Source organism: Bacteroidota bacterium (genome assembly GCA_030017895.1).
Lineage (GTDB): Bacteria > Bacteroidota > Ignavibacteria > UBA10030 > BY39 > JASEGV01.
Map to the genome: position 1 here is coordinate 28,453 of JASEGV010000004.1, position 23,799 is coordinate 52,251.

Genomic DNA, 23,799 nt, shown 5'->3' on the forward strand with positions numbered 1-23,799 from the left:
AACCACAGCTACGGTTTTAATCCTGCAATTTTCTCGGCTTCAGGAAATAGTGATATCGCTTTTTTTAATTGAACGTCTTCAGACTGAATAACAGGGTATGAACCTTCGTTACCCCAGATGTTTCGACCAATCTGTGCTTTTGCAAAAACTTTAATAAATCGAATATCTTTTTCGTATTGTTCTTTATTAAACTCAATTCCTCTTTTCTTGCCCAGCTCTACGATTTCTTCTAACATTCCATCGGAAATACTGAATTCGTTTAAGAATTTTTTGAAATCTTTTTCATAATTTTTACGGAACGCTATTCCTTCTTGTTCAAAAAATTTGTTGGCAAATTCTAAGAATATTGCTTTACCGCGAAGTTGAGCAGAATAATTGGTTAACCTTTCGGTTTTAATTATAAAATCCGGAGAAATTCCGCCGCCGCCGTAAACTGTTCGTCCCTTGGCAGTCAAATACTTCGGACGCGATGTATCGCTTTCAACTTTATGATCGATGTTATCAAGCTCTTCTTCCTCACCATCTTCGAGGGGCTTACGGTAATCTGCCATATCTTTACCGTATGGTTTTTGTATCAAACGTCCCGAAGGTGTGTAATACTTTGCGATAGTTAAACGGAATGCTGAGCTATCGGGCAAATCAAACTGCCGTTGCACTAATCCTTTACCGAACGATGTTTCGCCCACAACTAAACCACGATCCCAATCTTGAATCGCACCCGATACAATTTCGCTTGCTGATGCTGATCCATGATTGATAAGCACAATGATAGGAATGTTTTGATATTTTGAAATACCGCTCGAAATGTACTCTTCTTCAAATTCTTTTCTACGTGATTTTGTATAAACGATTTTCTTCCCCGGTGGAAGGAGTTCATCAGCCATCTTGAAAGCTTGCTCTAAATATCCACCCGGATTATTTCTTAAATCGAGTATCAACCGTTTCATACCTTTATTTTTTAGTTTTTGTAAAGCCTCTACAAATTCATCACGCGTAGTTGCTGAAAAACGGTTTACACTTAAGTATCCTATTTCATCGTCTATCATATATGAAACATCAACACTGTAGAGAGGAATTTTATCCCGAATAATTTCGAATTCGAGTAAATCTTTCATACCTATTCGCAGAATTAGAACTTTAACTTTTGTTCCTTTAGGACCGCGTAATTTTTTGGGAACGTCTTCACGCTTGATTCCAATAGCAGAAGTGTCGTCGATTTTTATAATTTTATCGGCGGCTAATATTCCCAACGCTTCGCTCGGACCTCCAACAATCGGAGAAACCACTATCAATGTATCATTCAAAACATCGAATTCAATTCCTATTCCCTCAAAACTGCCTCTGAATTCTTCTTCTGCCCGTTTGGCTTGTGCGGCTGGAATATATACAGAGTGTGGGTCTAATTTTTGGAGTAAACCAACAATCGCTCCTTCGACTAACTCTTTTGAGTTTATATCTTCAACATAAAATTTTTCAGTTAAACTTAAAACATCCTTAAATTTGCTGAATTGCACATAAATATTATCACCTGAAAAAACGGTGTTTAATTGAGTTCCAAAAAATAAGGCAGCCGCCATTAATATAATGACCGTTGCCCACGAAAAACGTTTTATCATAAATAAACCTCTAATGATTGATTTCACTGTTTTAGTATATTTAAAAAACAAATTAAAGTCAAATGCTAACGCACTGGTTTCCACTCATCTACGATAGATTTTTTGAATAGTAACACAGTAATTGCATTTAGTAACCATAATAAAATTATTTTTAAGTATCCGCTTTTTCGATACCTACGCGGCGATTCGAAAACTCGTAATTTCCAATCGAATTTAATCTTGCCATACCGACGCACTCGCCGGAAAAAGTCAAAATCTTCACCGGCAGCAACTCTCTCGTCGTAACCGCCAACTTGATCGAACATCGCCCGTTTTACGACGTGGCATTCGCCCCGTCCCATCCCCAACCCTATCACATTCAAAAAGTAAAAATATACATTTAAAAAATTGTGGAAAAAATTATCGGCAAAAGTTTCTATTTCGGGGTAAATGTAAACAGGAGCCGTGATACCTTTTACTGACGGCAATTCGATAACTTTTCTTAAATGAGTGAAGAAGAAATTGATGTCTGAAATCAGGGTGTCGCCATTTATAAACACAAGTATATCGCCGCTCGATGAACGAGCCCCGGTGTTCCTTCCGATTGAGATGTTTTGTTTTACACGGTTTTTGTTTTCGACCACAACGTCGGCATACTTCCGTGCAATTTCCAAAGTCCTGTCAGTCGATCCACCATCGCTAATAACTAATTCAATGTTGTGGCTTTTTTTTAGGTCAGCTGTAAATTGTGAAAGTATCCCAACTATAATTTTTTCTTCTTGCAAAGTGGGTATTACGACACTTATTTTTTTCGCCTCGTTCAAATATCAAAAATTCTTTGTCTAATTTGTATTTGCCAGTTGTCTATTAATTCAATGTTCCACACGGGCATAACAATTGAACTTTGATACACCTTTTCTAAACCCCCTTCTGAGAGTGAGACTGTTTCGACCGGACATCTCCAAAACTCGGCTGGTTTTTCGGTTTCAAGCTCAACCCGGATCTTCAACCATTCATCGACTAAATTTAGTTTAGTGATGTTGGATAAACTACCGATGCTTTTTAAACGGCGGTCAGTTAATTCGATTCCCGCAGCTTCATAATATCTATCGGGCGCATCACCAGCCATCAAACCATAATTCCACTCCACTCCAAACCGAAGTTTTAGTGGTTTACTCTCTTGGTTGATTAGTTTATACTCGACTGTAATTTCAGATGAGTCATGTGGAACGAATATTTTTTTGATTAATTGAATTTTCGAGATTGTGTTTTCATAATTGACTGTACCATTGTGAACAAGGTCGATGATAGCCGTTTTATTTTTTTTGTAAGACCGAACATCGTATTTCCCAGATACAAAACTACCCCTTTCATTGTAATTCATTTTCATAAAATCATCGGCCGAAGTATTTTCATCAAAGAAATGGTCAATCAAAGATGCGTGTTGATATTTATCGTAGATTAAAAATTCGTGCAGATTCGATTCTTTGGTTTGGTCGGGCGAGAGATTTCTCTGTAATAATTTTCTATGCGACGCTTCCGGACGACGGCTAACGATATCAAGAATATTCAGTTGTTTCAGTTTATGGTCGTACTCGAAAATAGCACCGCCCATATCCGGTTTAATATAAACATTTGATGTAGGTGATTCGACTATTACTTCCATCTGTCCATCGCAATCAAAATCTACAACTTCGATGGATATTTTTTTGTTTTCGATTTTATCAATTAAATTTTCAGCTTGTATTAAATTGCGATAAACCGGATGTCGTAAATTGGGCAGATACAAACCACCGAACACACCATGCCAATAAGCATCGTTGCATTGCCCCGCCAAAAGAAATTGTTTTGCTTCGTCAACATTGTTTCCTTGATCTTCGGAATGCTGGATTTTATTAGAAACACGAAGCATTTTCTTGTGCATCCAGTTTGCTTCGGGGTATTTTGCTAAAAAATTCCGCCAATAACCGCCACAAATAAATACTTCGTATCTTTCTAAGTTATGGTGTTTTAATTCGTTTTCAAATTCTTCAAAATTTTGGGCCGATTCGGGAGGCAGCGCCCATTTTAGCATCTCAGGATACGAGGCAGTCGGCAGATAAATTTTCCCTACCGGTGCAATATTATTAACTGCATCTGCAAAGTGAATTGTTTTTATCCATTCATTATTTTCAACTAATGCAGAAAAAAAATTTTCTAACCACTTATTTACATAAACGTGTTGGTAAGTGTTGGGCCATGCACCGAATTTTTCGCCGTCATCGGCAAAAACAACGATACGATTTCCAGAAACCGTGGCTGTACTTCGCAGCCAATTTATTGTTTCCTCAACCGGTGCGAACGGAATTGTATATCTCAATTTTTTACTGCCAGGAAAAATATTCACCAATCTCCCCTGTTCTTCTGTTGTGTAATATCCATACAAAGCACACTCCGGCAAACCGGCATACATAAAATGAGCTTCATCAATGGGCAAGAAGTTTACACCAGCTTCAGAAATTTCTTTTGCGATAGCTTGTTCCCAAACTCTTTCAGCGAGCCACATTCCCTTAGGTTGATAATCGAATCTGTCGGTAATGTAATTAGTAAGTTTTTCGATTTGATTAGCTCTATCGCGAGGTGGAATAATAGATAAGATTGCCTCGTAGTATGAACCTGTCAAAAGTTCTACTTGTCCCCGTGCAATTGCATATTTCAATTTTTCAATGAATTCGGGATGATGGTTAATCAGCCATTCAAGCAGGATTCCGGTGTAATGCTGCGTAACTTTAATGCTTGGAAATTTTTCTATAACCTCCAAAAAAGGTTTATACGATTTTTGATAAACATCTTCAAAAACATGATGAAAATTTCCAACAGGTTGATGATTGTGAACAGCAAATACTAAATTGATAGTATCCATTAATTCATTTATCCCGGAATAATGAAAGTAGAAACTATATCGAGTTTAAATTCAATATCAGGTGTTACTACTATTCCTAATTTTTTATATAATTTGATGTAAGCTTTTGCCTTCAGAAGAATAGGTCTGTAGCGAATTCTGTAATCAGGAGTGTCGTCGGCTTGTTTGCCAATCCACACATACGAACCATCTTGTAGTAGGAGTTTTTTCCAAGATGCTTTAAGCCAAATATTTTCATCGGGTTTGATCTCTAAAATTTCCTTGTAAGGTGATAAGGAGCTATTTGTAAAAGGTACTATTGCTATGTTATCAGGATAAACCGGATCCCAAATTTTAAGATATCCTCCGACATCGGAACTGTCCGATATTACTTTATCGTAAATATTCTTAACCTCAAACCTGAACATAATAGAATCAGGAGTATAAAATGTAACTCTCGGACGCCAGGTTGGATCTGGATAATATTCGCGAATGCTAAAGTAATACGACGAACCGCTATCTGGGACGGTGATTTTAGCGGTCAATATATCAGGAGGACTTTTATATTCGGGTAATGTTTCGTCGCAAGCTTGGAAGATTACTACAGAAAAAATAATCGTGATGAAACCTGTTAAATATTTTATAAACTTCATAAGTACTAATCCTTTTTAAAATTCTAATCTTATTCCAGCTCGTGTTCGCCGTGGCTGGAAATAAGCCGAAGGGTCATCCAATTCACCTCCGATTCGTCCGTTCGAATCGACCCATCTTACATTTTTAGCGTTTAACACATTTCGAAAATCAACATAAACATATAGTTTCATATTTTTCATAAAACCAATTACAAATTTTTTAGAGGCTTTAATATCTATGTTTGAAAAATCCTTCATCCTCGCGTTGTTTGGAATAAATGATTTTATGAGCGTTGAATCTTTACTTGAAGCCGGAGGGTTAAAACCGTCTTTCGTGGGATAATGTGTGTATGGTTTTGGTGTATTAAATTGGAATAAAACATTGATGAATAAATCGGACGGAAGTGAAAATTCAATATTTCCCTTCACGGTGTGGCGCTGGTCCCAACTTAGGTAAAAGGGTTTTGGAAATAGAGCAAAACCCCATTGGGCATAGTTTAATGATTGGTTCACATACTCGCTCAAACCTTTCGCCACCATATAAGTATATGAGATTGTACCATTTACGAACTCTCCGTGTTCTCGTGAAGCACTAACCTCTAATCCATTGGCTTCAGCATAAGGATTATTTACGTATTCAGCAAAACCGAAATCGCCTGCATACCGGCTATTAAGTGGAATAAGTGTTTTAGTATCAATTTGGTTGGTAGTATTTTTATTAAAATAGGTTGCACTTACAACTAATTGATTCCAGAAAATATATTTCACGCTTATTTCCCATGCTTTAGTTTTTTCGGGAAGTAAATCGGGATTACCCATTAATGCACGAGCCCCTTTTGCGATAGCTACATTGTTCAAACCTGAATATAGGTAATCAAATAGTGGAAATTGAAAGTACTCGCCATAATTAATAAATATATATCCATTAACATCTATTGGTGCCGACAATCCAATACGTGGACTTATAGAATATTTGAATTTTGATTTGATAAACTTTGTAACGACTTGGCTGTATGTAGTGTCTCTGGATAGTGTATCGATATTAGCAATTCCCCTTTCAACCATTGGCCTCTCGGCAGTCGGGTCAAGGAAATCAAACCTACCTCCAAGATTAAGCGTAAATCCTTCTTCATCAAATTTATCCTGTATATAAAAACTACCACTTCGAGGATAATATTTATAGTTGGAGGAATAATTCAACTGTGATTCACTGACGAGTGGTTTTCCGAAATAAGTTTTGCGGGGTTCGTATTTAAGCATATCCGAAAAAATTGAATATTGATTAAACTCAAGACCCACTTTGAACAAATGGCTTTTTACAATTTGGCTTGTTATATCAGCTTTCAGTGTATATATATTTTGCTGCTGATCCACCCACCAAGCTCTATTCCCTTCAGTAATGTATTGTAAATAAAAATCGTATTGATAGACTGAGGTATCAATACTATTTTTTGAACCTTCGTTGATCTTTTGACTTAATGAATACAAACTTAAATTGACATTATAAAAAGTTTTTTCGGAGAGAGAATGATTCCAAGCAGCTGATACCCGAATTGCATCTCTCGAACGAGGTGGTAAGCCATCAAGATTAAACCGCCAGCTAAATTCGTAGTCGCGCCAACGCTTGAATGAAGAAATTGCTGATAAACTTAATCGCTTTCCATTCCCGAAATTGTAATCGAGTTTTGAGAAGTTAGATAATTCACGTTGGATTGGATATTTAAAGAAGTGCTGAAAATCCTGCCACCACCGCGTATCAGTCAGATGTAAATTGAAGGCACTAAAATAGCCAAAATTTTGCATAATCGGTCCGCTTGCTGATATTTCAGCATCCGTAACCTTACTTACCTGCTTCCCACCTAACCAATTATCTTTATCAAGTCGTACTTGAAATTTGTGCCTGTCGGTACTTGTTTTTGTAATGATGTTCACAATTCCCGATAATGCGTTTCCGTATTCAGCATCGAACCCTCCGGTTTGTATGCTCATTTCTGTAATTGCACTTTTGGGAAGTTCTGCACCGGCGCCACCGCCAATCACATCCTGTATCGGTAAACCGTCAACAAAGTAGAGTACTTCCGAAGTTTTACCACCTCGAACGTGACCTTCAAGCGTAACTCCCGGCTGCAGAGTTAAGACTTCTTGCATAGATGTTACGGGAAGTTTTTCGAGACGGACACTACCGACGTTATATGTAGTCGATGTTACATCGCGCTGTATCAATGGACGTTCAGCAATTACCTCGATTTCGTTTAATTCGATGTCGGTGGCAGTTAGTGCTACATTTATTTTGGTGCGTAAATCAGGAGCAATAGTGATACCTTTTTGTAAAGCAGTCCGGTATCCTATAAGCGAGAATTGCACATCATAAGAACTGGCTTTGACATTTGAAATTTGGTAATCACCATTTACATCGGTAACAGTACCCATAGTAGTACCAACAATCAGAACATTTACACCGGGCAAAACTTGCCCCGACTCTTTATCTTTTATTGTCCCTTCGAGAACACCATATATACCGCTGAAAGCTGTTTGTAAAAATAAAATTAACAGCAACGAAATAAAAATAAAAACACGCATACTAATTACTCCGGTTTCATTTGTGGAAAAAATAATACATCTCTGATTGAATCTTGATTTGTCATTAACATTGTAAGTCGATCTATGCCGATACCTAATCCCGCAGTCGGAGGCATACCGTATTCGAGAGCTCTCAGGAAATCCTCATCCAACACGTTTGCTTCCTCGTCACCACGTGCACGAAGTTTAGCTTGTTCTTCAAAACGAGCCCGCTGATCGAGAGGGTCGTTGAGTTCTGAAAAAGCGTTGCAAAGTTCACTCCCATTAACAATAGCTTCGAAACGCTCAACAGTTCCTTCTTTCGAACGGTGTTTTTTTGCAAGAGGCGACATCTCAATTGGATAATCGGTGATGAATGTCGGTTGAATAAGTTTGGGTTCGACCAACTCACCGAAAATTTCGTCTATCACTTTGCCCCCGTTTGCATTAGGATCGACCTCTACATGTAACTCCTTTGCTACCTTGTGCAGTTCGACTTCGGTTAAATTACTGATATCTTTGCTCGTAAATTGCTTAATCGCATCGAACATCGTTAAACGAGTCCACGGTGAGGTAAAATCAATTTCGTTATTTCCGACTTTAATTTTTGTAGTGCCGTGAACTTTCAAAACGATATGGCTGATCATCTGCTCAACCAACTCCATCATCCATATATAATCTTTGTATGCTACGTAAAGTTCAAGCATCGTGAATTCCGGATTATGAGTTTTATCCATTCCTTCGTTTCGGAAATCTTTGGCAAACTCATAAACGCCATCATATCCGCCGACTATAAGTCGTTTCAAATAAAGCTCATCAGCAATTCTCAAATATAAATCGATATCCAATGCGTTATGATGTGTAACAAATGGACGGGCGAATGCACCACCGTATAGCGGTTGTAGAATCGGAGTTTCAACTTCTAAATAATCTCTTTCATTGAAAAATTCCCGGATGGCACTCATTATTTTCGACCGTTTAACAAACACTTCCCGCACATCGGAGTTTACAATTAAATCTACATATCGTTGACGGTAGCGAAGTTCTTTATCTGAGAAGGGATCATATATGATTTTGTTTCCGGCTTCGTCAATTTTTTCTTTTACTATCGGTAGTGGTCGCAGCGATTTTGATAAAAGTTCTAAACTCTGTGCATGAATGGAAATCTCACCCATTTTGGTTCTGAAGCTGTAACCCTTCACACCGATTATATCCCCAATATCCATCAACCTGAAAGCATCGTAAATTTCACCGAGTTCATCTTTTTTTAGATAAACCTGAATTTTTCCGGTTGAATCTTGGATGTGGCAGAATGAAGCTTTTCCCATTCGGCGGATTGACATAATTCTACCGGCAATCGAAATATCATGTTGGGGCGAATCGTCTTTAAAATTCTCGATTAATTCTTTAGTGTAATTTTGACGATCAAATTGATATGGGTATGGATTGATACCGCGGGCGATAAGCTCGTTGAGTTCTTCTCGCCGTCGCAGCATTAATTCATTCAATTCCTGATGATATGATTCTTCATTTTTTTCTGTATTAGTATCGTCGTTCACTCGTTAATCTCATTGTTAAAAATAAAAGTAGAGAGAAAATAACAAGATTTTAGACGATAATCAAATAACTAATACCTCAAAAATATTTGGAGTGCATATTTTGTAATTTGTGCTGAACTTGATTTTACACCCTTTTCCTCTTCAGCATAAAAATGTTCAGGACCGAATCGGTATTCTAAGAAACTATACGGATTGATTAACAGCCCAATTCCGATTGTTGCACCTTTTAATTTTAGCTTGACAGATGGCTGAATATAAAATGGAAGCAAATTAACTACACCAAAAAACTTATCTTTAAAAACGCCCTCTTTCATATACGAAATCGTTCCGCCGATGTTAAAAAATGTAACTGCAAACTGTCCGATCAAAGCACGTTCACCTAACAAAGGTAAATGGTATTCGGCGTTCACATTCAAAGAGTACAAATCTAAAATTCCGGTCAAGTGATTTACATCGTGAGGCGATTTCAAATCCGAAGGATACTTGAAGCTCGTATCAGTAATAACCGGAGTTGAATTTACAGCCATCTTACCAGAAGTAAAACCAATTAAAAGATCTCTCCCTAGATTGAGACATAATTTTCCAACAGGACCTATCTCGATTTCATCAATAATTTTTACATTTGAACTTGAACCAATTCCAAAACCACTGTGATAAACAGGATCAACTAATTTATATTTTTCCGGCATCGTGATACCAGTACGAAGCATACTAAATTCGAAATAACTAAAATCGAGCGAGTCCCCCATCGCGAATGATGATGGAACATTTAAGATTAAAAAAAATAATGCAACCAAAATTAAGAATAAACGGTACATATTTCCTCCTTAAAAGAAAATTAATAAAAGGTGATTTATATAATATGTATATCCTTACATTTAAGTATGCTTGCAGAAAAAATCAGTATAATTTATTTTATTTTTGCTTATAAACTCGAAAAAGGCTATATTTTTACCGTTATGAACAAAGAATATCTTTCAAAACTATTAGCAGATTATAAAACCGGGATATTATCACAGGATGAATTGTTAAAAACAATATTGATTTTTGAATCCGAATCTTTAGGGTTCGCGACAATTGACCATCATAGGACTATTCGCAAGGGATTCCCGGAAGTTATACTTTGTCAAGGAAAAACTTCTGAACAAGTTGCTGTTATCGCTTCAAAAATTATTCAACGGAATCAACCATTGCTGGCAACTCGGGCAACTCATGAACAATACAAAGCTGTACAAAAAAAAACAAAGAAGGCACACTACGACAAAGTTGCCCGCATTATTTACGCAAACAAACCTAACAAACCTGCAGCAAATAAAAAAAATGTTCTCGTTGTATCAGCTGGGACGATTGATATACCTGTTGCAGAAGAAGCCTGCCTTACTCTGGAAATGTTAGGAAATCCGGCGGAACGCCTCTACGATGTTGGAGTTGCTGGGATTCACCGTTTGTTTTCAAACTACGATAAAATAATGACAGCAAATGTAATTATCGTAGTTGCGGGTATGGAGGGTGCACTGCCGAGTGTAGTTGGTGGACTTGTTGATGTTCCTGTGATTGCTGTTCCAACATCAGGTGGATACGGTGCAAGTTTTGGCGGTGTCGCCGCTTTACTCGGAATGCTCAATACATGCGCATCTGGAGTTACTGTTGTAAACATTGATAACGGATTCGGAGCCGGCTTCGCTGCGAGCATGATGAATAGATGAGGAATTTTAGATTTTGAATTTTGAATTTATAAACAACTATTAAAAACAAATGGATATCAAAGAAAACATTTTAAAAACAATTGGTAACACACCTATCGTAAAATTAAATAAAATTTCGAAGGGTTATAAACCACAAATTTTTCTTAAGTTAGAATTCTTTAATCCCGGCGGTTCTGTGAAAGACAGAATCGGAATTGAGATAATAGAGGATGCAGAGCGTGATGGCAGGCTTCGACCAGGTGGAACAATCGTTGAAGCTACATCGGGTAATACTGGTGTTGGACTTGCACTTGCAGCAGCCGTTAAAAATTATAAGTGTATCTTTACAATCCCTGACAAAATGAGTAACGAGAAAGTTCAATTATTGCGGGCTTTTGGCGCCGAAGTAATTATTACTCCAACCGCAGTCGCTCACGAATCACCCGAAAGTTATACAGAAGTAGCAAAACGTATCGTTCGCGAAACTCCGAATTCAATTTTAGCAAACCAATTTTACAATCAAAAAAATCCTGAAGCACATTACAAAACAACAGGACCGGAAATATGGGAACAGACCGACGGGCAAATCGATTACTTTGTCGCTGGGGTAGGAACAGGGGGTACAATCAGTGGAGTTGGGAAATATTTAAAAGAGAAAAATCCAAAAATAAAAAACATCGTTGCCGATCCAACCGGATCGATATTGAGGGATTTTCTGGAAACAAAAAAAAATCCGGATACCTTTAAACCATACAAGGTTGAAGGGATTGGTTTGGACTGGATTCCGGGAACGTTGCATCTCGATTATGTTGATGAAGTAATCGAGGTAACGGATAAAGAAGCTTTTACAATTGGAAGACGTTTAGCTCGTGAGGAAGGAATCTTTTCTGGCGGGTCTTCTGGAACTGCATTAGCTGCTGCACTAAAAATCGCAGAACGCCTGAACGAAAAACAAATAATTGTCGTCCTTATACCCGATACCGGCGAGCGTTATCTCAGCAAAATGTACAACGACAACTGGATGCGCGAGCACAGTTTCCTGATTCCCGAAAAAGTTACAATGCGCTATGTGATTCAAGGAAAAGCCAAAAACCTGCCACACCTGATTTCTGTCGATTCATCTGCAACTGTGCAACACGCATTTGACCTGATTAAACAATTCGATATTTCTCAGATTCCAGTAATCGACAAAGGAAAATCGGTAGGAAGCATCGACGATGGCGATTTAATGTCGGCAGTTCTCGAAAATTCGACTCTCCTCGATAAACCTGTTAGCCAAATTATGAAACCGACATACCCGATCATCGGAATCGAAGCGCCCATTGAACACGCAGTCGAATTATTAACAAAGAAGAACTCAGCAGTCATCATTGAAGAGAATAAAAAAATCGCTGGCATCGTTACCCGTTATGATGTGATTGAATATATGTCGAGATAATGGACCTGTTCACTCTTATATTATTTTTATTAGGACTCGTATTATTAATAATCGGAGCCGATCTATTAGTAAGAGGCGCATCGAGGATTGCAACACTAGTTGGAGTTTCACCTCTTGTAATCGGTTTAACTGTTGTTGCTTACGGAACAAGCGCCCCCGAACTTGCCGTTGGCATTCACTCTGCTTACATCGACCGGCCAGATCTCATTCTTGGCACTGTCATAGGTAGCAACATATTTAATATACTTCTGATATTAGGCATCTCGGCTATAATTACTCCTCTTATAGTCAAGCAACAATTGATTAAAATCGATGTCCCACTAATGATAGGAATTTCTGTTTTAGCTTGGATACTCTCATTAGACGGGAAGATCAACCGAACAGATGGTATTATATTATTTTTTATCGTTATCGTTTACACAGTATTTTCTATACGCCAAAGTCGGAAAGAAAGCAAAGCGACTAGAGAAGAGTATGAGAAGGAATTCGGAATAGAAAAAAACAAAAAACAAAGTCCGCTTATTCTTCAAATATTTTTAATTCTATTTGGAGGAGCTCTTCTGATTTTAGGATCGAACTTTCTTGTAGAGGGTGCAGTAGAGTTGGCAAAATATTTTGGTATAAGTGAATTAGTAATTGGTTTAACTATAGTTGCGGCGGGCACATCCTTACCGGAAGTGGCTACATCCGTAGTTGCGGCAATAAAGGGCGAAAAAGATATAGCTGTAGGTAACGTCGTTGGCAGCAACATCTTCAACATTCTATCCGTTCTTGGGCTGACAAGTATAGTCGCACCTAACGGAATTTCAGTTTCACCCGCCGCATTAAATTTTGATATACCTATAATGATAGCAGTTGCCATAGCTTGTCTGCCAATATTTTTTACAGGCAACTCTATTTCACGATGGGAAGGTGCTGTATTCTTTGGCTATTATATCGCCTATATTTTATACTTAATCCTGGAAGCAACCCAACACGATATGCTGTGGGCTTTCAGTGATGTGATGTTGTTTTTTATTATCCCAATCACTGCCATTACACTCGTCATTGTTAGTTACAGAGAATTAAAGAGAAAAATTAAAATTTCAATAAACGAAAGGGAAATATGGAAAAGAAAGTAGGATTTTCAACGAAAGCAATCCACGCCGGTCAGGAACCCGACCCAACAACCGGCGCCGTGATGACACCCGTTTATTTAACATCAACTTATGTGCAGGAAGAATTAGGTAAACACAAAGGTTACGAGTACTCGCGCGTCTCAAATCCAACACGAACTGCCCTCGAGCAAAACATTGCTGCACTCGAAAACGGGGCTGAGGGAATGGCTTTCGGCTCAGGTATGGTTGCCATTGATTCGATATTTAGACTTTTAAAGATGGGCGATCATGTAATTGTTTCGCATAATGTTTATGGCGGCACTTACAGAATCGCAAAAACGATATGGGAAGATTGGCGGCTTGAATTCGACTTTGTTGATACTACAGATCTTACAAATGTAAAAAAGGCGTTAAAGCAAAATACAAAAATGATTTTTATCGAAACTCCCACTAATCCGACGATGGAAATTACCGATATTGCTGCAATTGCAAAATTAGCCAAAACCGAAGGTGTACTTTCTGTTGTAGATAATACTTTTGCAACACCATATTTACAGCAGCCGCTAAATTACGGAATCGATATCGTGATGCACAGTCTTACTAAATATCTCAACGGACACAGCGATATGATTGGCGGGATAGTAGTAACAAGCAACAAAAAAATTGCAGAACGTTTACGCTTCTTCCAAAAAGCTATTGGCGGAATTCTAAGTCCGTTCGATTCGTGGTTGTGCTTGCGCGGAACTAAAACACTTGCAGTCAGAATGGAACATCACGGTAAAGCCGCTATGCAAGTTGCGCAATGGTTGGCAAAACAGAAACAGGTTAAGCAAGTTTATTATCCCGGACTCCCCTCGCATCCTCAATACAATTTAGCGAAGAAGCAGATGAAAAATTTTGGAGGAATGATTGCCTTCGATTTAGGAAGTTTAGATGCTGCGAAAAAATTTTTGAAGAAAGTTCGTGTATGTGCACTTGCCGAAAGTTTAGGCGGAGTCGAATCTCTTATTTCTCACCCTGCTTCAATGACTCATGCATCCATCCCACCCGAACAGCGCAAGAAGATCGGCGTAACTGATGGCTTGGTTAGAATTTCAGTGGGACTTGAAGACGTGAATGATATCATTGAAGATTTGAAAAATGCGATGAAGTAGATTTGATTTTAGATTGTGGATTGTAGATTCAATTACGAGTCCGTAGGAGCAGAAACGGTTCGTAGAACAATCCCGTAGGACAACCCTTCGAGAATTTGAAATTACAGACCCCTGCCGAAATGTCATCTAATTATTTTATCTGTTTGTTTAAACAGGATTTCGATTTGTCTTTTTGTCAGTCAATGTGTATATTTGATTTGAAATTTTTAAAAAATCTCTAAATGATAGGAAAAAAGGCTTATATCGAAACATACGGCTGCCAGATGAATGTAGCCGATTCAGAAGTTGTTCTTAGCATCTTAAAAAAAGAAGGATACGAAATAACCGAAGATATATCATCGGCGGATGTTATTTTAGTAAACACATGCAGCGTCCGCGAAAATGCAGAAGAGCGTATTATCGGAAGGCTCGGTGAATTCAAACGCCACAAAACAAATAACCCCGATGTAGTGGTTGGTGTTTTAGGATGCATGGCTGAAAAGTTTCGCACTAAATTATTCACAGACGAAAAATTTAATTTCAACAACTATAGCATCACCGATATTGTAGTCGGACCCGATGAATACCGCAAGTTACCCGATTTAGTCAGCAGAGCTTGGCATGGTGAAAAAGGTATTGCCGTTAAACTCTCGCGAGTTGAAAACTACGACGACATTGCTCCGCTGCGAAAAAGCGGAATCAGTGCGTGGATTTCCGTGATGCGTGGCTGCGATAAATTTTGTTCGTTCTGCGTCGTCCCTTTCACACGAGGCAGAGAGCGAAGCCGACCGCTGCAAAACATTATCAGCGAAGTAGAAAACCTCGCCCGCACCGGTTACAAAGAAATTACTCTGTTAGGACAAAATGTTAACTCATACTCCGACGGCAGTTTCGATTTTGCAGACTTGATACAAAATACATCGCAAGTAGATAGAAATATCCGGATTCTTTTTACAACATCTCATCCACAGGATATGTCCGACAAGCTTATAGACACAATCGCGAATGAACCGAACATTGCCAAATATATTCATCTACCTGTTCAATCGGGGTCGGATAGAATTTTAAATTTAATGAATCGCAATCACGACTCCGACTACTACTATAAACTAATCAGCAAAATTAAAAATCGCATACCTCAAGTGTCGCTTTCCACAGATATTATTGCCGGATATCCAAGCGAGACGGAAGCCGATCATCAACGGACAATCGAACTTTTAAAAGAAGTAAAATTTGACGGGGCGTTTATGTTCGCATATTCACCTCGCGAAAATACAAAAGCTTTCTCGGTGTCTGATGATGTTCCGCAGGAAGAAAAAATCCGCCGCTTGAACGAAATTATCGAACTGCAAAATAAAATTTCTTTGACTAACAATACACAGTTAATCGGTCAGAAGGTCAAAGTACTTATCGAAGATTACAGCAAAAAAACAAAAGACGAATTAAAAGGCAGAACCGACAGAAATAAAAAAGTAGTTTTCCCAAAAAACGGGCACGACATCGGCGAATATACAGAAGTGCAAATCTCCCATGTCAGTTCAGCCACTCTGTTTGGAAATCAGCCTATCGCCCACCTACGGAATGGGCAGGGTCGTGCAGGCAAAATTTAATTAATAATTTCTGGAGACTTAAATGAAAAATTTAGTGAAAATAATTATTATGAGTCTGGTCTTGGGTTCACAGATGGGCTTCTCACAGTCAGTTGACGAACAGGTATTAAAATTTATTAAACTTATTGAGCAGGGCGAAACCGACCGCGTATTAACAGAATCGGCATCGTTAATTTCCTCATCAATAAACCATCCGGGTGTTTTGTACTTGCAGGGGCGGTTAGCAGAGGATGGCACCGAAGCAGTAAAGTTGTATCAGACAATTTTAGATAATTTTCCGAAAAGCGATTGGGCTGACGATGCACTTTACAACACTTATCAATACTACTATGCGGTTGGCTTATATCGCACCGCCGAATTAAAACTTGCTCAATTACGGAAAAATTATCCTGATTCGCCTTATTTATCTGGGAAGTCGTCGGATAAGATTTCGGAACCTGCGAAAGCTACAATACCAACTCCTGCTGCTCAACCGGCTGCAATTCCTACACTAACCGAGCCCAAACAAACTCCTGCCGAAACCATTTTAGTGAGGACTTACACAATCCAGGTAGGCGCTTTTTCAACTTTGGAGAATGCTGAAAAGTTGAGATCATATTTCATTAATTTAAATTATGATGTGGAAATTGCAAACAGAGTGAGAGCCGGGAAGAAACTTTTCTTAGTGTGGGTCGGAATTTTTCAAACGGTAGAAGAGGCAGTAAAACTTGCCTTCGACATCAAACAAAAATATAACATCGAAGCAATCACTGTACAAAGATATTGAACGAAGAATTCAAAAATACATTAGGCATCATCGGCAATTCGTTTGCGATACAAGAGATTAAACACATCATAAAGCAGGTTGCACCAACCGAGATTACAGTTTTAATCACAGGTGAAAGCGGCGTCGGTAAAGAAGTAATTGCAAAAGCACTGCATACTTCAAGTTTGCGTTCACACAAACCTATGATTACTGTAAATTGCGGCGCAATTCCCGAAGGTATTATCGAGAGCGAATTATTCGGACACGAAAAAGGATCGTTCACAGGAGCCGGAGAAACGAGAAAAGGTTATTTTGAAATTGCTGATGGCGGGACAATTTTTTTAGACGAGATTGGCGAACTTCCATTAAGTACTCAGGCAAAATTTCTGAGAGTTCTTGAGAACGGCGAATTCATGCGCGTCGGCTCGAATATTACACGCAAGGTAGATGTTCGGATTATTGCTGCTACGAACCAGAATTTAGAAAATGGCGTTCGGGAAAACGGTTTCCGAAAAGACTTGTACTTCCGATTGCGTTCGATAAATATAAGCATCCCTCCTTTAAGAGACCGTAAGCAAGATATTCCTCTTTTTATAGAATATTTTATTAAGAATTTCGCTGAACGAAATAACATACACATCGAAGGTTTTTCGAAGGATGCGATTGAAGTTTTGATAAACTACCGCTGGGATGGAAACGTGCGAGAGCTTAAAAACACAATTGAAAGTTTGTTCGTGATCAATAAAGGAAATCTCATTGAAGCCGATGACGTACGGAAACAACTTAACACCTATCAAGATTATCAAATCGAATTTGTACAACCACAACGGAACTTGCCGGTACACACACATAAAACATCCGAACAAGTCGAACGGGAGCTGATTTACCGTGCCTTACTCGAAATTAAAAACGACGTTGTAGATATTAAACAGTTTATCAACAATTATGCTGAATCCAAACCCACTGTTCCTGAATCATATTTAGAAACGAACAACTCATCCTATGGCGAAGACCTCACATTGGATGAAATGGATAAACGATATATCATTAAAATATTGCAAAAATATCACGGAAACCGTCGTTTGGCTGCAAAGAAACTTAACATCAGCGAACGAACATTATACAGAAAAATTCATGAATTTGGTCTTAATGGTAAATAATTTAAGAAATATTGTAATCGCCTTGATTCTGGTTATTATTTTTAACTTTCTATCCGGATGTTATTCGTTCAAAGGTGGGTCGGTTCCGCCGCATTTAAAATCGATAGCTATTCCCCTTTTCGACGACCAAAGCGGTTTCGGCGAGGCAGGTTTACGTGAAGATTTTACAAACAAAACGATCGAAAAATTTATACAAGATAACAGTTTCGAATTAACCGAAACCCGTGTATCGGATTCAATGTTAGAATGCACTATAATTACAGTTCAAAATAATCCCTCGGTAATTGCAGCAGGCGAAACAGTAACTTTATGGAAAATTACTATCACTGTTAAAGCGGTGTTTACTGATATGAAATTAAAACGGATAATCTATGATAAGCAGATTTCAAACTGGACTGAATACGATGCTACAACAGGACCAGAAGCTCGACAGTCGGCTATACAATCGACTATTGATAAATTAACAGAAGATATTTTACTTGAAACAGTAGCAAACTGGTAAACAACACTAACATTTAAAGGATTTAAAAAGTACAAATGGCTGATTTTATAATGGTTTCATATTTCTTATCACTCACTTTATTATTTATGTTTGGTTCGAGTGGTTTTGTAATGATATATCAATATTTAAAACACAAAAACAAATTGGAAGACAAACTTCCCGAACTGAACGAGTTCCCTTTTGTTACAATTCAATTACCCCTTTACAACGAGCGATACGTTGCAGAACGGGTTATCGAAGCAACTTGTAACATGGCTTACCTCCCCGAAAATTTTGAAATCCAGGTCCTCGACGATTCAACCGATGACACTGTTGCTGTTGTTGCTGCCGTTGTTAATAAATTCCAGGCAAAGGGTTTTAATATCCAACATATCCACAGAAAAAACAGGCAGGGATACAAAGCTGGCGCTTTAAAAGAAGGTTTAGCAGTTGCCCGCGGTGAATACGTTGCAATATTCGATGCCGACTTTATTCCGAAACCTGATTTTCTTTTGAAAACACTCCCCTACTTCTTGAACGATCCTAAAATCGGGATGGTGCAAACGCGTTGGGAACACTTGAATAGCGACTACTCAATGCTGACGCGCGTACAAGCAATGGCATTAGACGGACATTTCGTAATCGAACAGAATGTTCGAAACAAAGCTGGTTTTTTCATAAATTTTAACGGAACCGGGGGTATTTGGCGGAAAGAATGTATCATCGATGCAGGTAACTGGGAAGCAGATACATTAACCGAAGATTTAGATTTAAGTTACCGCGCACAACTTAAGGGTTGGAAATTTAAGTTTCTAAAAAATGTAACTTCACCCGCTGAGTTACCATCCGAAATCAATGCATTAAAATCGCAGCAATTCAGATGGACAAAGGGCGCTATCGAGACAGGCAAGAAAATTTTACCAAAAGTCTGGAAATCGGATTTGCCTCTGTCAAAAAAAATACATTCTTTTTTTCATCTTAGTAGCAATATTGTTTACCCGTTCATAATGTTGGCTGGCATTTTAAATGTTCCTCTAATCTTCATTAAACATCAGGGTGGTTACGAAAATTATTTCGCGATTATGGCGCTTTTTGTGTTTGCATTTTTAAGTTCATTCTTGTTTTATCTTTACTCACAAAAAGATATATATCCCGATTGGCAGCGGCGGATATTTTTATTCCCCCTATTTATGGCTGGCAGCATGGGTTTTGCAGTAAATAATACTAAAGCTGTTATCGAAGGTTTGCTAAATAAAAAATCGGAATTTGTCCGAACTCCTAAATACCGCATCACCGACAAAAAAGAATCGTGGGCAGGCAAAAAATATACGCCGGTAAAAATCGGTTACACGGTTTTTATTGAAGCTGCTCTTGCACTCTATTGCTTCGGCGGCGTAATGATGTCTTTTTATTTTTTAGAAATTGCAGCAGTTCCGTTTCAATTGTTATTTTCGATGGGATATGGGTTAGTCGCATTTTTATCGTTGAAGCATGCCTGGCTTGCACGTAAAACTAATTTACAAGCTCTAAAAATTAATAATGAGGTTGTCGGAATAAATCATAATATTAATGCGGAATGAATATTTTTCAATTACAAGACCGGCTGAAACAATTTCCATCTTCCGCTCTGGCGGTACGCCTTGCAAGTTTATATGTTGCACGATTTCGAATTGACGAGGTTTTTAAGCTTTGTATAGAATCTATCAAGCGATACCCTAAACATTCTACCTCGTATTTGATTTTAGGAAGAGGCTATGCTGCTTTACGCCAATATGAAGCAGCAGTACTATGTGGCGAGAAAGCGCTTTCGCTGCAACCCGATTCTCCCCTCACTAAAAACTTGATTTCAAATTGGCAACAAATCATTTCAACGAATGGAGAAAAAAAACGATTAGAAGCTTTCGAGATTTTATCAGCCCCGACTATCGATGAATTACAAAAGTTATTGAAAGATGATACAGTTCAACCTGAACCAGCCATTACAAATTTTGAACCGAATTATAACATCGAACCCCCGAAAGTAGAAACATCCACAGGTGAAACTGCCCAAGATGAATTGACGAATAACGAACTCAATAGAACGTTACCGGAAATAGTGAGTGTTACGCTTGCTGATATTTACACAAAACAGGGAGAATACCTGGAAGCAATTAAAATGTACCGTGCTTTAATTATTCAGCGACCGAAGCAAAAAAATTTTTTCGAGAAAAATATTTTAATCCTAGAAGAAAAACTTAAATTCAAGTCATAAAATTATGTGAATCAATATGAAACCATTTATGAAGGCTTTTCCGAAATTTAAAAGCTCCATCTGGTATTTGGGGGTTCCTGTAATATTTTTCATTCAATTGGTATTAACTTATTTATTGAGTCCTTTTGAATCTTTCCTCCATAACACTCATCTCGCTGCTGCATTCTTTTCAAGCATAATAGTTTTTATATGTATTTTTTTGGTCATAAAATATTACAAAAACGTTAGAGAGACATGCCACGAATTAGCTATCTGCGCCATCAGATACAAAACTCTTTTTGAATCAGCTAACGATGCAATTTTTTTAATGAAGGGAGAAACTTTTATTGATTGCAATCAGAAAACTTTAGAGATGTTTGGCTGCAAACGGGAAGAAATAATAGGACAACCTCCATATAAATTTTCACCGCTTTGGCAACCTGACGGAAGGGATTCAAAAGAATCGGCATTAGAAAAAATTAATGCCGCTTTAGCCGGTATGCCACAAAGGTTCGAATGGCAGCATATTAAATTAAACGGCACCCCTTTCGATGTTGAAGTCTCTTTAAATAAGGTAGAGGTCAACAACGAATGCATGATTCAAGCAATTGTTCGAGATATATCTGAGAGAAAAGTTGCTGAAAAAGCGATACACGAATTCGTAACTCATTTTTCAGTAATCAGCGAGCAATTACCAGCAACAATTTGGACTGTTAATAAAAACTTAGAATTTACATCTTCAACAGGTTTAGCTTTAAAAAAATTAGGGTTAGAAAAAAACCAAGTGGTAGGTTCTACTCTTTTCGATTATTTTAAAACCGACGACCCCGATTTCTCTGCGATAAAATATCATCTCAAGGCATTAGAAGGAATAAAATCGGATTATGATATTGTATGGAATGGTAGATATTTACAATCCTCGGTTGAACCTCTTAAAAATGTTCAAGGTGAAATTATTGGTGTAATCGGTGTAGCATTGGATGTTACCGAACGAATACAAACTGAAATTGAACTTCAAAAGAAGGAAGAAATTTATAAGACATTAGTTACCAACGCCAACGACGCTATATATCTAATAACGAACGAATCATTCATATATGTAAATCCCAAATTTGAAGAAATAACGGGCTACAAACAGGATGAAATTTGCAACCCATATTTCAACTTTACACAATTGCTAACTCCTAAAAGCAAAATTATTGTTGAAGCCCGACGATTAGCTCGTCAGCGTGGTGAAACTATTCCATCGAAATACGGATTTCAAATTATCACTAAAACGGGGCAAGTAAAAGAGGTAGAAACAAACACTGTTCTGATTCCCAATAATTCAAATACTCTACAAATTTTAGGTATAATGAGGGACATAACCGAAAAAATTACTGCATATACATTACAGCAGAAATTACAAATGCAGCTTGAAATATTTTTCCGCACATCGATGGACGGCTGCTTTTTTATGTTGATTCCGGAAGGAGAAGAATTTTTTTGGAACGATTCAATCGATATAGATAAAGTGCTCGATTTTGTTTTTAATAACATGAAAATAACTATGGCAAACAAAGCTATGCTTGAACAATATGGAGCTAAAGACGAGTCTGAACTTATTGGGCTATCGACAAATGAACTTTACCGACACGACGTTGAATATGGTAAGAGGGGGCTGAGAGAATTTTTGGATAAGGGTTATTTAAGAATTGTTACACAAGAACGAAAATTTAACGGAGAGCAAATATGGATTGACGGACAATACGTTGTTATGTTAAACGAAGAAGGAAAAGTGTTTGGCTATTTTGGTGTTCAAAGGGATATAACCGAAAAGCTGAAGGAAGAAGAAGAGAAGAAAAAGCTCGAATTCCAATTGTTTCAATCTCAAAAACTTGAAGCCCTTGGTACCCTTTCTGGCGGTATTGCACACGATATAAATAATATTTTAGGAATCATCGTCGGAGCTGTTGAACTTGCGAAACTTAAAACAGATAATAAAGAAATAGAAGACTACCTCGGCATGATTTCGAACTCCGCCGACCGTGCCGTTAATGTGGTAAAACAACTTTTATTTTTTACACGTGCCAAAGATATTAACTTACAACCGTTATCGCCTATCAAATTAATCCAAGATATACAAAATATTTTAATTTATACTCTCCCCAAAAATATCGATATTAAAGTCGAGATAAATACTGATAATAAAACTACAATTTATTGCGACGAGAGCTTAATTCAACAAACTTTAATGAATATCGCAATTAATGCCCGCGATGCTATGCCCGATGGAGGAAATCTTATTTTTTCGGTGAACGAATTAAGTTGCGATGAGATAAAACATAAATTAGGCATCGCCGTTAATTCAAAATTTTTGATAATAAATATCAGCGATACTGGACATGGAATAGACGAAGCAATTCAAAATCGCATTTTCGACCCCTTCTATACCACTAAAGAACAAGGTAAAGGGACCGGTTTAGGTTTATCAATCGTCTATCGTATCATCAAACAGCATAACGGCTATATTGATGTAACAAGTCAAGTAGGGCACGGAACCACATTCTCAATTTATCTTCCGATTATTGTAGAGCCACCTGCCGAAGCCCCATCGCGTCCGCCATCTAAAAAAGATGATGGGCATCGTACAATTCTTGTTATAGATGATGAAGACATGTTACGATCGTTGCTAACCGAAATGCTGACAGACTCCGGCTATAAAGTACTCGTTGCGTCGAATGGATTAGAAGCTATAGAAATTTATCAAAAACAAAAAAATGAAATCGACTTAGTTATCAGCGATATCGGGATGCCCAAAATGGGGGGTGAAGAAACATTCAAACAACTAAAATTAATGAGGGGGGATGTTAAGTTAATTTTTATTTCCGGCTTCCTTGAGATTGAGAAAAAAATTGAACTCGAAAATTTAGGTATTTGTGGTTTCATTCAGAAACCATTTCAGGCATATCAACTTCTGAACTTCATACATCAGATATTAAAACTATAAAAATT

The 23,799-nt window shown here is 37.8% G+C and carries 18 protein-coding genes; 11 read left to right on the forward strand and 7 right to left on the reverse strand.

Annotated features, from left to right (window positions below):
* Positions 1-8 precede the first annotated feature (8 nt).
* The 7 genes from QME58_01610 to QME58_01640 all read right to left on the reverse strand — a co-directional run bounded on the left by QME58_01610 (position 9) and on the right by QME58_01640 (position 10,044).
* Positions 9-1,616, reverse strand: a complete 1,608-nt coding sequence (locus QME58_01610) for a S41 family peptidase (GenBank protein MDI6802525.1) — start codon at positions 1,614-1,616, stop codon at positions 9-11.
* A 65-nt stretch (positions 1,617-1,681) separates the two neighbouring features.
* Positions 1,682-2,419, reverse strand: coding sequence for a glycosyltransferase (locus QME58_01615; GenBank protein MDI6802526.1), 738 nt, complete (start codon positions 2,417-2,419; stop codon positions 1,682-1,684).
* The gene (locus QME58_01620; protein MDI6802527.1) at positions 2,416-4,497 is read right to left on the reverse strand and encodes a DUF1926 domain-containing protein; all 2,082 of its coding nucleotides are present in this window, start codon (positions 4,495-4,497) and stop codon (positions 2,416-2,418) included. The genes QME58_01615 and QME58_01620 overlap by 4 nt, the downstream gene beginning before the upstream one ends.
* 8 nt (positions 4,498-4,505) lie before the next feature.
* A complete protein-coding gene (locus tag QME58_01625; protein MDI6802528.1) occupies positions 4,506-5,129 on the reverse strand; it encodes a hypothetical protein in 624 nt (207 codons plus the stop codon).
* A 15-nt stretch (positions 5,130-5,144) separates the two neighbouring features.
* Positions 5,145-7,688: a TonB-dependent receptor gene (locus QME58_01630; GenBank protein MDI6802529.1), complete on the reverse strand. Its 2,544-nt coding sequence runs from the start codon at positions 7,686-7,688 to the stop codon at positions 5,145-5,147.
* 5 nt (positions 7,689-7,693) lie between these two features.
* Positions 7,694-9,163 carry a lysine--tRNA ligase gene (gene lysS, locus QME58_01635; protein MDI6802530.1) on the reverse strand — a complete coding sequence of 490 codons (1,470 nt, stop codon included), beginning with the start codon at positions 9,161-9,163 and terminating at the stop codon, positions 7,694-7,696.
* A 131-nt stretch (positions 9,164-9,294) separates the two neighbouring features.
* On the reverse strand, positions 9,295-10,044 hold the full coding sequence (locus QME58_01640) for a hypothetical protein (protein ID MDI6802531.1): 750 nt from the start codon (positions 10,042-10,044) through the stop codon (positions 9,295-9,297).
* Between the two features lie 141 nt (positions 10,045-10,185).
* Here QME58_01640 and larB point away from each other — a divergent pair, with 141 nt between their 5' ends.
* The 11 genes from larB to QME58_01695 all read left to right on the forward strand — a co-directional run bounded on the left by larB (position 10,186) and on the right by QME58_01695 (position 23,794).
* A complete protein-coding gene (gene larB, locus QME58_01645; GenBank protein ID MDI6802532.1) occupies positions 10,186-10,932 on the forward strand; it encodes a nickel pincer cofactor biosynthesis protein LarB in 747 nt (248 codons plus the stop codon).
* Between the two features lie 49 nt (positions 10,933-10,981).
* Positions 10,982-12,349, forward strand: coding sequence for a cystathionine beta-synthase (locus QME58_01650; GenBank protein ID MDI6802533.1), 1,368 nt, complete (start codon positions 10,982-10,984; stop codon positions 12,347-12,349).
* The gene (locus QME58_01655) at positions 12,349-13,470 is read left to right on the forward strand and encodes a calcium/sodium antiporter (GenBank protein MDI6802534.1); all 1,122 of its coding nucleotides are present in this window, start codon (positions 12,349-12,351) and stop codon (positions 13,468-13,470) included. The genes QME58_01650 and QME58_01655 overlap by 1 nt, the downstream gene beginning before the upstream one ends.
* Positions 13,455-14,600: a cystathionine gamma-synthase gene (locus tag QME58_01660; GenBank protein MDI6802535.1), complete on the forward strand. Its 1,146-nt coding sequence runs from the start codon at positions 13,455-13,457 to the stop codon at positions 14,598-14,600. The genes QME58_01655 and QME58_01660 overlap by 16 nt, the downstream gene beginning before the upstream one ends.
* A 221-nt stretch (positions 14,601-14,821) precedes the next feature.
* Positions 14,822-16,189: a tRNA (N6-isopentenyl adenosine(37)-C2)-methylthiotransferase MiaB gene (gene miaB / locus QME58_01665; protein MDI6802536.1), complete on the forward strand. Its 1,368-nt coding sequence runs from the start codon at positions 14,822-14,824 to the stop codon at positions 16,187-16,189.
* A 22-nt stretch (positions 16,190-16,211) separates the two neighbouring features.
* Positions 16,212-16,955 carry an SPOR domain-containing protein gene (locus tag QME58_01670; protein ID MDI6802537.1) on the forward strand — a complete coding sequence of 248 codons (744 nt, stop codon included), beginning with the start codon at positions 16,212-16,214 and terminating at the stop codon, positions 16,953-16,955.
* Entirely contained in the window at positions 16,949-18,094 is a 1,146-nt protein-coding gene (locus QME58_01675) for a sigma-54 dependent transcriptional regulator (protein ID MDI6802538.1), read from the forward strand. Before QME58_01670 ends, QME58_01675 begins: the two co-directional genes overlap by 7 nt.
* Entirely contained in the window at positions 18,069-18,596 is a 528-nt protein-coding gene (lptE, locus tag QME58_01680; protein MDI6802539.1) for an LPS assembly lipoprotein LptE, read from the forward strand. The genes QME58_01675 and lptE overlap by 26 nt, the downstream gene beginning before the upstream one ends.
* Before the next feature lie 35 nt (positions 18,597-18,631).
* Positions 18,632-20,155, forward strand: a complete 1,524-nt coding sequence (locus QME58_01685; GenBank protein MDI6802540.1) for a glycosyltransferase family 2 protein — start codon at positions 18,632-18,634, stop codon at positions 20,153-20,155.
* Positions 20,152-20,826, forward strand: a complete 675-nt coding sequence (locus QME58_01690) for a hypothetical protein (GenBank protein MDI6802541.1) — start codon at positions 20,152-20,154, stop codon at positions 20,824-20,826. Before QME58_01685 ends, QME58_01690 begins: the two co-directional genes overlap by 4 nt.
* A 16-nt stretch (positions 20,827-20,842) precedes the next feature.
* Positions 20,843-23,794, forward strand: a complete 2,952-nt coding sequence (locus QME58_01695; protein ID MDI6802542.1) for a PAS domain S-box protein — start codon at positions 20,843-20,845, stop codon at positions 23,792-23,794.
* Positions 23,795-23,799: the final 5 nt, after the last annotated feature.